Below are 14,417 nucleotides of genomic sequence, written 5' to 3'. Positions count from 1 at the left end.
GGCTGTACGAGCAGGAGGGCGACAGCCTCAACTACGTCGGCATGCCGCTGTACAACGACGACTTCAAGGACAAGCGGATCCGCCAGGCGTTCTCGCTGGCGATCGACCGGCAGTCCATCGTCGACGCCGTCTTCGACGGCCGGTACACTCCCGCCACCGGTTTCGTCGCACCGATCTTCGACGGCGCTCGCCCGGGTATCTGCACCTACTGTGAGCAGGACGTCGAGAAGGCCAAGGAGCTGCTCGCGGCGGCCGGCGGCTGGCCGGAGGGCAAGAAGCTGACCCTCTGGGCCAACGCGGGTGCCAGCCACGAGGCCTGGCTGCAGGCGGTCGGCGACCAGATCAAGAACGCGCTGGGCATCGACTACGAGCTGAAGGTCAACCTGCAGTTCGCCGAGTACCTGGAGGTTGCGGACAACCGGGAGTTCACCGGCCCGTTCCGGCTCGGCTGGGGCCCGGACTACCCGTTCCTGGAGACCTACCTGACTCCGCTCTACGCCAGCGGCAACGACAGCAACAACAGCACCTTCAGCAACGCTGAGTTCGACAGCCTGATGAAGAAGGGTGACTCCGCCCCGACCCTGGAGGAGGCCATCGCCTTCTACCAGCAGGGTGAGGACATCCTGGCCGAGGAGCTACCGGTCATCCCGATGTTCTGGCGGAAGGAGGCGGCGCTCTACAGCGACAAGGTTGACACCTTCGTCTGGAACCAGGTATCCGGCGCCGCCTACGGCGAGACCTCGCTGAAGCAGAACTGAGCCTCAGCAGTCTGATCCAGCCAGTGTGGAAGGGGTGAGCAGCAGCCACGGGTCGTCTCGTACGATCTCCGGGCCGAGTTCCTACGGCTGCTGCCACCCCGACTCCAGGAAGGCGACAACGGCGCTGCGGCCCTGGTCGGTGATGTTCACCGACCAGGGCCGCAGCGGTCGCGACTACAGATGACCCCATCCCCGTCCAAAGACAGTGCGGTATTCACCGGACCGGAACGCGCCCTGGACCGTCGGGTACACGCGTGGCTGGAGCACACACCGCGTACCGGCTGGAAGGCCTGGGTGGTGGAACTCGCCGCCTTCACCGCCAAGCAGGCCTGGGCCTGCGTGTTCGGCGCCGCGATGCTTGCGGTGGTGGTCGCGGCCCGACTGTGGTGGCCCGACGACACGGCGCTGGCGCGCAACGACGCTCTGACGCTCGCGGCGCTCGCGATCCAGGTCGTCATGGTCACCACACGTCTGGAAACACTGCGGGAGCTTCGGGTGGTGATCCTGTTCCACCTCGCGGGTACCCTCATGGAGATATTCAAGACCGAGGTCGGCTCGTGGGCCTATGCCGACGATGGCGTCCTGCGGCTCGGGCAGGTGCCACTCTTCTCCGGCTTCATGTACGCCGCGGTCGGCTCCTATCTGGTGCGTGTGTACCGCCTGTTCGACCTACGGTTCGACCGCTATCCACGGCAGTGGTTGACCGCCGGGGTGGCGGCGGCGATCTACCTCAACTTCTTCACCCACCACTACCTCGCTGACCTCCGCTGGCCGATCATGCTCGGGGTGGTCGTGGTCTTCGGCCGGTGCGTCATGCACTTCCGGGTCTTCCGGCGCCGCCTGCGGATGCCGGTGCTCTGCGCGTTCGGGCTCGTCGCAGTCTTCATCTGGCTCGCCGAGAACATCTCGACCTGGGCGCACGCGTGGACCTACCCCAACCAGGCCGAGGGCTGGCATCCGGTGTCCGCCAGCAAACTGGGGTCGTGGTTCCTGCTAATGATCATCTCGGTGGTGTTGGTGACGTGGGTGTATCCGCCGCGACCCGTCGCCGGTTTGCGAGGTGTTGTGGGGAAACAGGAAGAACGGGAGGCGGGAGTACCCGGCCACCCGGATTCCCGCCCCGCCTCCCCGGCGGCACCCATCGATATCAACAGGCGCTGATCAGTCTAGATCAACCCAGTCGAAGGTGCGCTGCACGGCCCGCTTCCAGCGGTCATACCCGACCTCGCGCTGCTCCGACGGCCAGGTGGGCTGCCAGCACCGGCTCTCGTTCCAGTTCTCGCGCAGCTCGTCGGTACTGCGCCAGAAGCCAACCGCCAGGCCCGCCGCGTAGGCGGCACCGAGCGCGGTGGTCTCGGCGACCGTCGGGCGGCTAACCGGGACACCGAGAATGTCGGCCTGCAACTGCATGCACAGGTCGTTCTCCGTGACGCCCCCGTCAACCTTGAGGCGCCCCAGCGCTACCCCGGAGTCCTTCGCCATTGCCTCAGCGACGTCTCGACTCTGGTAGCAGATCGACTCAAGGGTGGCGCGCGCGATGTGGGCGTCCGTGTTGAACCGGGACAGGCCGACGATCACGCCACGGGCGTCGGAGCGCCAGTACGGGGCGAAGAGGCCGGAGAACGCGGGCACGAAGTAGACCCCGCCGCTGTCCTCCACCTGGCGGGCCAGGGCCTCACTCTGTGCCGCAGAGTTAATGATCTTCAACTGGTCTCGCAACCACTGCACGGCCGACCCGGTGACAGCGATCGAGCCCTCCAGCGCGTACACCGGCGGTTGTTCGCCGAACTGGTAGCAGACCGTGGTGAGGAGGCCGGCCTGCGAGCGGACCAGCTCCGTACCAGTGTTGAGCAGCATGAAGTTGCCCGTACCGTAGGTGTTCTTGGCCTCCCCCGGGGCGAAGCAGACCTGGCCGACGGTGGCTGCCTGCTGGTCGCCGAGATCCCCGGTGAGCGGGACCGCACCGGTGAACGGGCCGTGGTCGGCGGTGACACCGTAAGAGTCCGGGTCAGACGACGGTCGGATCTGCGGAAGCATCGCCCGCGGGATGCCGAAGAAGGACAGCAGTTCGTCGTCCCAGTCCAGCGTCGCCAGGTTCATCAGCATGGTGCGACTGGCGTTGGTTGGATCGGTAATGTGCACGCCGCCCGCGGTGCCGCCGGTCAGGTTCCACAACAGCCAGGTGTCGGTGTTGCCGAAGATGGCCTCCCCGCGTTCGGCCGCCTCCCGCACCCCGTCCACGTTCTCCAGAATCCACTGGATCTTGCCGCCGGAGAAGTAGGTCGCCGGTGGCAGGCCGGCCTTCTGACGGATCACCTCTCCCTTACCCGAACGTTCCAATGCGGAGGCGATCCGGTCGGTCCGGGTGTCCTGCCACACGATGGCGTTGTGGTAGGGCCGACCGGTCCGACGATTCCACACCACGGTGGTCTCTCGTTGGTTGGTGATCCCGAGCGCGGCGAGGTCGGTAGCGGTGAGGCGGTGCTCGTACAGCACGGTCCGGATGACCGTCTGGGTGCGCTCCCAAATCTCCACCGGGTTGTGTTCGACCCAGCCGGGCCGCGGCAGGATCTGCTGGTGCTCGAGCTGGTGGCGACCCATGTCGTTACCACCGTGGTCAAAAATCATGAAACGGGTGCTGGTGGTGCCCTGGTCCACCGCGGCAACGAAATCGGCCATTCGGGAGCTCTCCTTCACAGGTCGTCCGGATGAGACGATCAGACGTGGAGCGGATGGGGTACCGCAAATCGGACCAAAATTCGGACGGACAACAGGTCTGGTTCCGGTCGAAATGCTGCCCCGACGCTCCCGGAGTGAAGGAACGGCACGCCCGACGTGAATGCCGAACAGGCGGGTGCCCGGCGCACACCGCTCTCCCGGATGCCGATACGTCGCGCTTCTCCCAACCACCGCGGGCCCGGCCACGTCCCCACTACCGTGCGTCATGTGACTATTCGTCGAATCGCCGTGCCAGCCGCCGTGGTGGCGGTAGGCGCCATCGTCGTGTCGCCCGCCGCACCGGTCACGGCCCAGAACCGGACAGCCGGCACCGGAGCACAGCCTTGCCCCACTGTGGAGGCGCCCACCCGCCCGGGCGGCACGCCCTCGCCGCCCCCGGTCGGCCCCGCCGAAGCGGCCGTCGGCGGTGCCGCGCTGGCCACCACCGGGCTGGTCGTGCCGGCCGGAACCCCGACGGCACCGGCGGTCACCGCGACCTCCTGGATCGTCGCCGACCTCGGCAGCGGCCAGGTCCTGGGGGGCTGCGGGCCACACGAGCACCGCACCCCCGCGAGTGTGCAGAAGCTCCTGCTCGCCGCGGCCCTGCTGCCCCGGCTCGACCCGACGGCGGCCGTCGAGGTGACCCGCGACGACCTGCACGACCTCGATCCGGCGAGTTCGCTGATGGGAGTGGTCGCGGGCGGTCGGTACACGGTTGAGGAGCTGTGGCTGGGGCTGCTCCTGGAGTCCGGCAACGACGCAGCCAACGTACTGGCCCGGCTCGGTGGTGGTGCCGCCGGCAGACCGGGTGGGGTGCAGGTGATGAACGAGGAGGCAGCGCGGCTCCGGGCCAACCAAACCCACGCGGTCACACCGTCCGGTCTGGATGGCACCGACCAGTACACCAGCGCCTATGACCTGGCGCTGATCGCGCGGGCCACTTTCGAACATGACGACTTCCGCCGGTACATCGCCACCCGTACGGCGAGCCTGCCGTCCGCACCGGGCCGCTCCGCGCTCACCCTCACCGGTGACAACACCCTGCTGGGCAGCTACCCGGGAATGCTCGGCGGCAAGACGGGCTTCACCGACCTGGCCCGGCAGACCTACGTCGGCGTGGCCGAACGCGACGGCCGTACGCTCGCGGTAACACTGCTCGGTGCGGAGAACGCGCCACTGGGCAGCCTCGGCGAGGCGACGGCGCTGCTCGACTGGGGGTTCGCCCTCGCCCCCGACGAAGCGGTCGGCCACCTGGTCTCCCCGGATCAGGCGAACCAGAAGAAGGACGAGCGGGCAGTCGCCGCCGGCGATGAGGGCCCGGGGACGGGCACCTATTCCCCATCGGTGCTCTCGGTCGTGGTCGGCACCGTGGCCGCCCTGGGGACCGTCCTGGTTGGCGTGTTCGCCGGATGGCGGCGAGCCAGTCGACGCATGGCCGGCTGAACGGCACCGTAGGCGCGCATCCACCCGGACCCGCGTCGGGAACGCCCGTCCGGCGAGGACGGAAGGACGTCGTCAATCCGTTGTCTGGACTGCGACCGACCCATCCCGCTTGACAGTGTACGGCGTACACCTTACCTTCGAGGTCGCGGTGTACGCCGTACACATGGGTCTGTCCCCGCCGGGCGGATCACCACACCCACGACGAACAGGGGCATGCCGTGCCTGCACCACCCAAGCGAGAGTGGCTCGTGCCCGCCGGGCTGATCGCGCTCAGTGCCATCCCAGCAATCGCCGGCACATTCCGAGTCACCGAACTGACCAGCAACGCAGCAGTCACGCCAGACAACGCCCGATTCTTCGCCGCACCAACGCCGGTGCTGGTGCACATCGTCAGCGCCACCCTCTACTGCCTGTTCGGCGCGCTTCAATTCGCCCGTGGTTTCCGCAGCCGCAGACGCGACTGGCACCGCCTGGCCGGGCGCCTACTTGTCCCGCTTGGGCTCGCCTCGGCACTATCCGGCCTATGGATGACGATCTTCTATGACCGCCCAGCCCAGGACAACGAACTCCTCACCGGCATCCGACTCGTCGCCGGGGCCACCATGGTCGGCTGCCTCGTCCTCGGCTTCACCAGCATCCGACAGCGGAAGATCACCCGTCACCGCGCCTGGATGGCACGCGCCTACGCGATCGGCCTCGGGGCGGGCACCCAGGCCCTGACGAATGCACCCTGGATTCTGCTGACCGGCGAATCGACCGGAACCCCCCGGGCCTTGCTGATGCTCGCCGGCTGGCTGATCAACGTTGCCGTGGTGGAGTGGGCGCTCCGCAGGAGACCGAGCCCGCCACGTCGCGCCGCTGGTGGCCGAATCGCCACGAACGCGAGGCCCCGAACCGTCCCGGCCGGCGGGCAGCAGGCGCGCCCAAGGATCGACAGCAAGAGCGCGGCTCGCCTCGGCTAGCTTGATCTTTAACCTGGGTCGGCCTATTCCGTCGCCAAGTCGCTTCGGGAGGCGGCACAGCCCATCGTCGCCAGCGACACCGCTGCCGCGGCGCCGAGGCTCCGCCCGCCACCTGTTCCTGCGGCAGTCGCCCTGACGTTGACAAAGCGGAACACTGATCCGTACAGTTCCGGAACGCCGCTCCGCTTCTGCTGTTCGGGTCTGGCCCGGCGCGAAGCAAGCCAGGGCAGCTATCCAAACGGAAGGACCAGACGACATGAGTAAGCCGACCCAGCCAGCCGACACGTTCGGCAGGTTCCCCACACCTGCCCTGTCCGTCAGTCCAGTGGTGCTGCCAGCTCCCGGACGCGCCGTGGACCTGCAGGTGCGGGTCTCCGCGCCCACAACCGGAGGTGAGCTTCCGATCATTCTCCTCTCCCACGGGCACGGCCCCTCACACCACCTGTCCTCACTAAACGGCTACGCCCCGCTCGCGAACTACTGGGCAGCACATGGCTTCGTCGTAATCCAGCCGACCCACCTGAACTCGAGAACGCTGAACCTGGACCCCAGTGATCCCGAGGCCCCCCTGTACTGGCGGTCACGGGGTGAAGACATGAAGCGCATCCTCGACCAGCTCGACCAGATCGAAGCCGCCAGCGGACAGCTGCACGGGCGCCTAGACCGAGACCGGGTCGCCGTGGCCGGACATTCGATGGGTGGACACACCGCGAGCCTGCTGCTGGGCGCACGGCTGACCGACCCGCGCGACGGAACGGAGGTGGACCTCTCCGAGCCCCGGATCAAGGCGGGTGTGCTGCTCGCCGCGCCCGGCAGAGGAGGCGAGGCCCTCACCGACTTCGTGCTCGACAACTACCCCTTCTTCTCGACCACCGACTTCTCCACAATGACGACACCCGCCCTCGTGGTCGCCGGCGACCGGGACACCTCCGCCCACCTGACGGTCCGGGGTCCGCACTGGCACACCGACCCCTACTTCCTCTCCCCTGGCCCCAAGTCCCTGCTCACCCTCTTCGATGCGGAGCACGGGCTCGGTGGCGTTTCTGGATACGACGTGGCCGAGACTACGGACGAGAGCCCCGAGCGGGTCGCCGCCGTCCAGCGACTCACCTGGGCCTACCTCCGCACTACCCTCTACCCCGAGGCACTCGCCTGGAAGGAGGCACAGGACGAACTGACCAGCGGGCCCAACCCGATCGGCCGAGTCGAGTCCAAGTCGACGCTCGCACGGTAGCCGCGGCGAGCTACCCCTGCCCGGCCAACGGAGCAGCCGCGAGCTGAGCGAGGGCTCAGGTCGCCCTCGACAGCGCTTCGAAGAGCTCCAGGTGGATGGCGGCGTCGCGCGCGCAGAGGAAACCGATGATGCCCACGATCCAGCCGGTGGTCTCGGCCGCGTGGCGGGCCATCCAGCGGTTGACCGCCGCAAGCACCGGCTGCACCAGCCCGGCCGCGACCAGGCGCGCCGCGAGCAACACGAGCGCGGGCAGCACCATGACGACGCAGTAGCCGGCGAGCACGGCGATGCTCGCGGGTAGCGTCAGCGCGGACGCACCGAGCAGCCCGATAGCCGCCAGGTAGGGAAGCATCGTGGTGGCTTCCAACGTCACGGCAGTCAGGGCCAGCCCAACCAACGCCGAGGCAGACTCACGCCCGCTCATCGCCCGTTCGCGCCAGCGCAGCAGGCGACCCGGCTGGGGATCACCCGAAGCGCGCTTCCGGCCGATGAACAGGCCGAAGCCGAGCAGCCCGATCCCCACGACGAGTTGCGCCACCCGGAACGGCGTAGTTTCCAGCGCGGGACGCACCTCGTCGAGCAGCGCCGCCGCTCCGACGAGCAACAGCACGCCCAGCACGAGATAGCAGGCGGCGACCGTGGCAAGGAAGACCAGCAGCCGGCTCGGGCGCAGCCGACCCGGCGCCAGCATCATCCAGATCGGGATGAGCAGCGTTCCGAAGCTGGTGCTGTCGATCAGGGCCAGGACGACGAGCGATCCGATCAGAGCCAGGTCCACGGCGCGCTCCCCCTCTTACCGGACCCACCCATGTTGCACCACGACCGGAGGGCGAATACCGGCCACAGAGTTTACTGAGGTCACTTTAATGACGTGCGGCCCGTTCCGCCGACCGTAATGGCCACCTATGCGGTAACCCGGCTACTCGAAGCGAGACGGGTCCCCCGCGCCACGACGTAGCACCTCTGGCTCGTCGCCCGACAGGTCAACCACGGTCGTCGGGTCCTTGCCGCAGTCCCCTGCGTCCACCACGCCGTCGAGCACGTGGTCCAGCCGTTCCTTGATCTCCCACCCCTGGGTCAACGGCTCCTCCTCCCCGGGCAGGATCAGGGTGCTGGAGACCAACGGCTCACCGAGCTCGGCCAGCAACGCCTGGGCGACGGCGTGGTCGGGCACCCGCACTCCCACGGTGCGCTTCCGCGGATGCAGCATCCGACGCGGCACCTCGCGGGTAGCCGGCAGAATGAAGGTGTAGCCACCCGGGATGCAGGACTTGACCAACCGGAACACCGCGTTGCTGATCTGCACGAACTGACCCAGCTGCGCGAAGTCCCGACAGACCAACGTGAAGTGGTGCCGCTCGTTGAGCCGGCGAATGTCCCGGATCCGGTCCAGCCCGTGGCGGTCGCCCAGCTGGCAGCCGAACGCGAAGCAGGAGTCCGTGGGGTAGGCGATCAGGCCACCGTTACGGACCAGCCCGACGACCTGCCGCAGAGTCCGGGGCTGGGGGTTGTCCGGGTGCACGTCGTAGTACCTCGCCATGGGCTGAGCCTAGTAGCCCGGATAGGTGCCGCCGAGGTAGCCCGGTGCCCGGCCCGACGTTTAGGGTCCGGTCGTGCCCGTCAACCCCGAGGTGGTCGATGTTCTCCGGGACGATCCCACCGCCAGTTCCCTACGCCCCTCGCTCGACCTCTCGTACGGTGACCCCGGTCGAGCCGCCGCCATGGACCGCTTCCACACCCAGTTTGTCCGCCGCGACGACCTCGTCTTCGACGTCGGGGCCCACGTCGGTGACCGCACCGCCAGCTTCCGCCGGCTGAGTGCCCGGGTGATCGCCGTCGAGCCGCAACCACTCTGCGCCCGGAGCCTCCGGGCCCTGTACGGCGACGACGATCAGGTCACCGTGGTGGAAGCGGCGTGCGGCGCGGCGATCGGCCTGCTGGAGCTCCACATCAACTCGGCCAACCCCACCGTCTCTACCGTTTCACCGCACTTCGTCCAGGCCGCCGACGGCGCCGAGAACTGGCAGGGGCAGATCTGGGACGCACGGCTGGCCGTCCCGGCCACCACCCTCGACGTCCTCGTCGCCGAGCACGGCCTCCCCGCCTTCGTCAAAGTCGACGTAGAGGGCTTCGAGGATGCCGTCCTCGCCGGATTGAGCCACCCGCTGCCGGCGTTGTCGTTCGAGTTCACCACGGTCGACCGGGCGGTGGCTCGGCGGGCGCTCGACCGCGCCGTCGCGCTCGGCTTCACCCGCTTCAACCTGGCCCTCGGCGACACTATGGCGCTGGCTGAGCCGGCCTGGCTGACCGCCCCCGCGCTGGGTGCGCTCCTCGACGCCCTGCCGCACTCCGCCAACTCCGGCGATGTCTACTGTCGACGTTAGGCCTACTGTGGACCGATCCTGCCAGCGATACGCCACCAGCCGGGGGACGGATTGACACGAAACACTATCCCGGCCGCCTATCCGCGTGACCCGAGCGGGCCGCCGCTGCCACCCGCTCGTGCAGGCCGGCCAGCTCGGGGCTGACCGTGACGGCGGGCGACACCGGTTTGGTCAGCCGTCGGGCTGGCTCGGGCAGCCACGCCAGGTCCGCCTCGAATCGGTCCCGTGCGACCCGTACCGCCTCGGCCGCGGTAGCGGTGTCGAGCCGCCGTCCGGCGCGCATGACCGGCACGAGCAGCGGCTCCCGACCTGGCGGCGACGCTTCGGTGTGCAGCCCGAGAAGGTCGCCGTCGGTGCCGCTGGGGTCCCGGAAGACCTGCTTCGCACCCGGCAGGGTGACCTTGCCCGACGACAGCTTCACCACTGGTCGGTCACCGTAGCTGACCAGTTTGTACGCGCTGTCCAGGGACGGCGCGTCCGCGGAGACCCCCATCCTGGTGCCGACGCCATACCCGTCGATCGGGGTGCCGGCCGCGACCAGCCCCGCGATGGCCTCCTCATCGAGGCCCCCGCTTGCCATGATCTTGACCTCGGTCAGACCCGCCGTGTCGAGGATCTTGCGGGCCTGCCGGGCCAGCGCGGCCAGGTCCCCGGAGTCCAGCCGGACCCCCGCCGGACCACTCCGGCCCAGCTCGGTGAGGACATCAACGGCGGCCCGTACGCCGGCGGGCGTGTCATAGGTGTCCACCAGGAAGATCGGATTGTCCGGAAAGTCGCTCGCGAAGGCGCGGAAGGCGGCCCGCTCGTCCGGGAATGCCTCCACGTACGAGTGGGCCATCGTGCCGGACGGTCGCAGCCCATACCGGCGAGCTGCCTCCACGTGGCTGGTCGCGGCGAACCCGACGATCACGGACGCCCGGGCCACACCGGCACCCGCCGCCAGCCCATGGGTACGGCGGAACGAGAAGTCGATCAGCTCCGCCCCCTCGGCGGCGAGCCTACAGCGGGCCGCCTTACTGGCGATCGTGGTCTGGAAGGTGATCAGGTTCAGCAGACCGGTCTCGACCAGCTGCGCCTCGGCGAGCGGCGCCGTGACCTCGAGCAGCGGCTCGTCGGCGAAGACGATCCGTCCCTCCGGCACCGCCCGCACGTCTCCGGTGAACCGGAGCGGGGCAAGCGCCGCCAGGGTTGACTCGTCGAACCCATGGACGTCCCGCAGGTACGCCAGCTCGTCGCCGGCGAACGAGAAGGTCTCCAGGAACGTCAGCGCCTCGTCGAGTCCGGCGGCCACCAGGAAGCCGCGGCGGTCCGGCAACCGGCGGGAGAAGAGGCTGAAGGTGGCGGGTGCGGACAGGTCGTGGCGCAGATAGCTGGCGGCCATCCGAAGCTCATAGAGGTCGGTACGGAGACCGGTCATGTCGCCTCCTCCGCGGGTGTCCGGACCGTCCGACGCTGGGCGGCCCGGACACCACAACTCTGGTGGAAGCGGGGTCGGCACGTGCCGGGAACGGCACATGCACCGCCAGACGTGTCGAGCAGCTCCGGATCAGCGCAGTCGACGGGCGGTGAAGGCCGGCGGCGGGCTGGCGATCGACTCCTGGGCCGCGATCAGCTGGAGCTCCCGGGTACCCGCCGCCAACGTGGCCTCGAAGACCCGGAAGATGCTGGCGCTGGTGCGCTCCAGCGCGGTCGCGGGCGTATCGGTGGTCGACAGGTGCGCGAGGTAGAGCGCGGCCGTGACGTCACCGCCACCGTTCGGGCTGATCGGCAGCATCGGTGTGGTCACCGCCCAGGCGCCTTCGTCGGAGACGGCCACCAGCTCCAGCTGCTCCTCCGGCAGGTCCCGGTGAAGCACGCTGGTGACCAGCACGTGCCGTGGCCCGGTCGCCCGCACCTTGTCGACCGCCGCGAGTAGCTCCGCCAGCGTCTCGGTCCGACCGCCGGCGAGATACTCCAGCTCGAACTGGTTGGGGGTGATGATGTCCGCGTTCGGTACGACCGCGTCCCGCAGGTACTCCGGGATGCCGGGACGAGCGAACATCCCCCGCCCCACGTCCCCCATCACCGGATCGCAGCAGTAGACGGCGGCCGGGTTGACCGCTTTCACCCGGCGGACCGCGTCGATGATCACCTCACCCATCGCCGGGTCGCCCTGGTATCCGGAGAGCACCGCATCGGCCTGGGCAAGCACTCCACGGTCGGCGATGCCCGCGATGACCTCGGCGACGTCCGCAGGTGCCAGCAGCGGCCCGCGCCATGCGCCGTAGCCGGTGTGGTTGGAGAAGTGGACCGTCAGCACCGGCCACACCTCGTGCCCGAGGCGTTGCAGTGGAAAGACGGCGGCTGAGTTACCGACGTGGCCGTAGGCGACCGACGACTGGATAGACAGGATTCGCACCCGACCATCATCGTGGTTGTCGTCGCGCCAGTTCCCACTACCCCGCCCTGACATGCCCGTTCAGCAGGAGATCCGCGGGGTGGAGGTAGTATCGCAGCAGCTCATAAGGGGGGACCGACATGTCCGACACTACCCACCATCGGCCCGCACCCGGCGTCGGCCGTCCGGACGAGGTGAGCGACCCACTGCTGTGGGGGCTGGCCCTCAACGTGGCAGACGCGCACCAACCGGACGTTGCGGGCACCGATTGTGTGAACCTGCTCTGCGCCGGCCAGGTCTGGCCCTGCACCGCCTGGCAGGCCGCCCAACGGGCGCTTCGGATGGCCCAGACACCACCCGGGCAGCAGCCCGGCGTCCCGTCGCGAGGGCGGACGGACGAGTGGAGCGCGTCCCACGCCGGCCCGCCACCGCCCACCACGCCGGAGCAGCAGCACCACCGCGGCATCGCCGCCTGAGCGCACCCTCGCCGCGCGGCGAGGCCACCTCGGGCACCGCTACGGGGGCGCCGGCAGCGCGCCGACGCCCCCACGCGGATCAGAGGGTACGAGCGAGACGCTCGGCGAGGATCCGAGTGAAGCGGGACGGGTCGGCCAGTTCGCCCCCCTCGGCGAGCAGCGCCATCCCGTACAGCAGCTCGGCAGTCTCTTTCAGCGACTCCTCGGTTACACCCTGTTCCCGGGCCTTGCGCAACCCACTGACCAGCGGGTGCGTCGGATTCAGCTCGAGGATCCGCTTGACCTGCGGGACCTCGTGCCCCATGGCGCGGTACATCTTCTCCAGCGTCGGCGTGATGTCCTGCGCGTCACCGACCACGCAGGCCGGTGAGGTGGTCAGCCGGGCGGAGAGGCGGACCTCCCGGACCTGGTCGGCGAGGGTACTGCCCAGCCAGGTGAGCAGGTCGGCGTACTCGGTGCGCTGGCGCTCCCGTTCGGCCTCGGCCGCCGAGCGCTCCTCCTCGGTGTCCAGGTCAACCTGACCCTTGGCGACCGAGCGCAGCGTCTTGCCCCCGTACTCGCCGACCCGCTCCACCCACACCTCGTCAACCGGGTCGGTGAGCAGCAGCACCTCGAAGCCCTTGGCTCGAAACGCCTCCATGTGCGGGGAGTTCTCAATGGTGGTGCGGTTCTCGCCAGTGGCGTAGTAAATGTCAGTCTGGCCGTCCTTCATCCGCGTGAGGTAGCCGGCGAGGTCGGTCGGCTCGGCCGAATCGTGGGTGGAGACGACGGAGAGGAGTTCCAGGAGCGAGTCCCGGTTCTCCGTGTCGTCGATCAGCCCCTCCTTGACGACGGCACCGAACTCGGTCCAGAACGTGCGGTACTTCTCCGGCTGGTTGGCCTTGAGGTCCTTGACGGTGGCGAGGATCTTCTTGACCAGACGGCGGCGGACCACCTGAATCTGCCGGTCCTGCTGGAGTAGCTCGCGGGAGATGTTGAGCGACAGGTCGTGCGCGTCAACGACGCCCTTGACGAAGCGCAGATACCCCGGCATCAGCGCCTCGCAGTCATCCATGATGAAGACGCGCTTGACGTAGAGCTGCACACCACGTCGCCCCTGCGGGGAGAAGAGGTCCAGCGGTGCGTGCGTGGGCAGGAAGAGCAGCGCCTCGTACTCGAAGGTGCCCTCCCCCCGCATGTGCACGACCTCGAGCGGGTCGGCCCAGTCATGGCTGACGTGCTTGTAGAACTCGTGGTACTCGGCCGGCTCCACCTCATCGCGGGACCGCGCCCAGAGCGCCTTCATCGAGTTGAGCGTCTGCACCTCGGTGGTCGGCTCACCGCCGTCGGTGCCGGGCCGCTCGACCGCCATCCGGATCGGGTGGGCGATGAAGTCGGAGTACCGCTTGACGATCTGCCGAACTGTCCACTCGGCGGCGTAGTCGTGCAGGTTGTCCTCGGAGTCGGCCGGCTTGAGGTGCAGCGTGACCGCCGTTCCCTGCGGAACGTCCGGGGCCGAGGTGATCGTGTACGTGCCCTCTCCGCTCGACTCCCAGCGGGTGCCGTCGGTCGCCCCCGCCTCACGGGTGACCAGGACAACACGGTCGGCGACCATGAACGCCGCGTAGAAGCCGACGCCGAACTGGCCGATCAGCTCCTGCGACGCCTCCGCGTCGGCCGACTCGCGCAGCTTACGGAGCAGCTCGGCGGTGCCGGACTTGGCGATCGTGCCGATCACCTGAACGACCTCGTCCCGGGACATCCCGATCCCGTTGTCCCGCACGGTCAGCGTCCGTGCCTCCGGGTCGACCTCAATCGCGATGTGCAGGTCGGCGGTGTCGACGTCGAGGTCCTTGTCCCGCAGCGACGCCAGGCGCAGCTTGTCCAACGCGTCGGAGGCGTTCGAGATCAACTCGCGCAGGAAGACATCCTTGTTCGAGTAGATCGAGTGAACCATCAGCTGAAGCAGCTGGCGTGCCTCAGCCTGGAACTCCAACGTCTCACTACTCACGCCGTGTCCTTTCGTCCGCATGTCCGGCTCGTCGGCGGACGGCGATGTCCCCGACGACGTGTCGCCCGAAAGGAT

Annotated in this window: 13 protein-coding genes; 7 read left to right on the top strand and 6 right to left on the bottom strand. The window is 68.6% G+C overall.

The genetic code is table 11. The features are described from left to right. Together K228_RS0115535 and K228_RS0115530 are read left to right on the top strand one after the other, a co-directional pair. On the top strand, window positions 1-758 hold a 758-nt coding region (locus K228_RS0115535), incomplete at its 5' end, for a peptide ABC transporter substrate-binding protein (protein ID WP_025619271.1). A gap of 180 nt (window positions 759-938) precedes the next feature. Beyond that, complete coding sequence (locus K228_RS0115530; RefSeq protein WP_025619270.1) at window positions 939-1,919, top strand: DUF817 domain-containing protein; 981 nt, start codon at window positions 939-941, stop codon at window positions 1,917-1,919. On the opposite strand, the gene glpK is transcribed toward K228_RS0115530, so the two are convergent. Further along, on the bottom strand, window positions 1,920-3,437 hold the full coding sequence (glpK, locus tag K228_RS0115525) for a glycerol kinase GlpK (protein WP_025619269.1): 1,518 nt from the start codon (window positions 3,435-3,437) through the stop codon (window positions 1,920-1,922). Between the two features lie 267 nt (window positions 3,438-3,704). Here glpK and K228_RS0115520 point away from each other — a divergent pair, with 267 nt between their 5' ends. From K228_RS0115520 to K228_RS0115510, 3 genes are all read left to right on the top strand, one after another. Then, a complete protein-coding gene (locus K228_RS0115520) occupies window positions 3,705-4,919 on the top strand; it encodes a D-alanyl-D-alanine carboxypeptidase family protein (RefSeq protein WP_025619268.1) in 1,215 nt (404 codons plus the stop codon). Window positions 4,920-5,167: 248 nt separating this feature from the next. Next, complete coding sequence (locus K228_RS0115515) at window positions 5,168-5,881, top strand: DUF2306 domain-containing protein (protein ID WP_025619267.1); 714 nt, start codon at window positions 5,168-5,170, stop codon at window positions 5,879-5,881. 256 nt (window positions 5,882-6,137) lie between these two features. After that, window positions 6,138-7,115, top strand: coding sequence for an alpha/beta hydrolase family protein (locus K228_RS0115510; protein WP_025619266.1), 978 nt, complete (start codon window positions 6,138-6,140; stop codon window positions 7,113-7,115). Between the two features lie 55 nt (window positions 7,116-7,170). On the opposite strand, the gene K228_RS0115505 is transcribed toward K228_RS0115510, so the two are convergent. Then, a complete protein-coding gene (locus K228_RS0115505) occupies window positions 7,171-7,893 on the bottom strand; it encodes a GAP family protein (RefSeq protein WP_025619265.1) in 723 nt (240 codons plus the stop codon). Window positions 7,894-8,034: 141 nt separating this feature from the next. Beyond that, on the bottom strand, window positions 8,035-8,655 hold the full coding sequence (locus K228_RS0115500) for an L-threonylcarbamoyladenylate synthase (RefSeq protein ID WP_025619264.1): 621 nt from the start codon (window positions 8,653-8,655) through the stop codon (window positions 8,035-8,037). 73 nt (window positions 8,656-8,728) lie between these two features. On the opposite strand from K228_RS0115500, the gene K228_RS0115495 reads away from it, so the two are divergent. Beyond that, window positions 8,729-9,499 (top strand): FkbM family methyltransferase, encoded by a 771-nt coding sequence (locus K228_RS0115495; RefSeq protein ID WP_025619263.1) that lies wholly within the window; start codon window positions 8,729-8,731, stop codon window positions 9,497-9,499. A gap of 64 nt (window positions 9,500-9,563) precedes the next feature. Here K228_RS0115495 and K228_RS0115490 read toward each other — a convergent pair whose 3' ends face one another. Then, window positions 9,564-10,916 (bottom strand): nicotinate phosphoribosyltransferase, encoded by a 1,353-nt coding sequence (locus tag K228_RS0115490; protein WP_025619262.1) that lies wholly within the window; start codon window positions 10,914-10,916, stop codon window positions 9,564-9,566. A 129-nt stretch (window positions 10,917-11,045) separates the two neighbouring features. Beyond that, a complete protein-coding gene (gene pdxY / locus K228_RS0115485; RefSeq protein WP_025619261.1) occupies window positions 11,046-11,897 on the bottom strand; it encodes a pyridoxal kinase PdxY in 852 nt (283 codons plus the stop codon). A gap of 119 nt (window positions 11,898-12,016) precedes the next feature. Here pdxY and K228_RS0115480 point away from each other — a divergent pair, with 119 nt between their 5' ends. Further along, window positions 12,017-12,352: a hypothetical protein gene (locus K228_RS0115480; protein ID WP_025619260.1), complete on the top strand. Its 336-nt coding sequence runs from the start codon at window positions 12,017-12,019 to the stop codon at window positions 12,350-12,352. 79 nt (window positions 12,353-12,431) lie between these two features. Here K228_RS0115480 and htpG read toward each other — a convergent pair whose 3' ends face one another. Further along, window positions 12,432-14,342 (bottom strand): molecular chaperone HtpG, encoded by a 1,911-nt coding sequence (gene htpG / locus K228_RS0115475; RefSeq protein WP_025619259.1) that lies wholly within the window; start codon window positions 14,340-14,342, stop codon window positions 12,432-12,434. Window positions 14,343-14,417 lie beyond the last annotated feature (75 nt).

This window comes from Salinispora cortesiana, from assembly GCF_000484695.1.
GTDB classification, from domain to species: domain Bacteria; phylum Actinomycetota; class Actinomycetes; order Mycobacteriales; family Micromonosporaceae; genus Micromonospora; species Micromonospora cortesiana.
The sequence above is the reverse complement of the archived record's forward strand: the minus strand, read 5'-3'. Positions and strand labels throughout refer to the sequence as shown.

What these genes read in the sequence shown, in the direction of transcription:
- K228_RS0115490 (WP_025619262.1), bottom strand. Translation starts at nt 10,916, where the DNA reads ATGACCGGTCTCCGTACCGACCTCTATGAGCTTCGGATGGCCGCCAGC.
- K228_RS0115500 (WP_025619264.1), bottom strand. Translation starts at nt 8,655, where the DNA reads ATGGCGAGGTACTACGACGTGCACCCGGACAACCCCCAGCCCCGGACT.
- K228_RS0115510 (WP_025619266.1), top strand. Translation starts at nt 6,138, where the DNA reads ATGAGTAAGCCGACCCAGCCAGCCGACACGTTCGGCAGGTTCCCCACA.
- K228_RS0115530 (WP_025619270.1), top strand. Translation starts at nt 939, where the DNA reads ATGACCCCATCCCCGTCCAAAGACAGTGCGGTATTCACCGGACCGGAA.
- glpK (WP_025619269.1), bottom strand. Translation starts at nt 3,437, where the DNA reads ATGGCCGATTTCGTTGCCGCGGTGGACCAGGGCACCACCAGCACCCGT.
- K228_RS0115480 (WP_025619260.1), top strand. Translation starts at nt 12,017, where the DNA reads ATGTCCGACACTACCCACCATCGGCCCGCACCCGGCGTCGGCCGTCCG.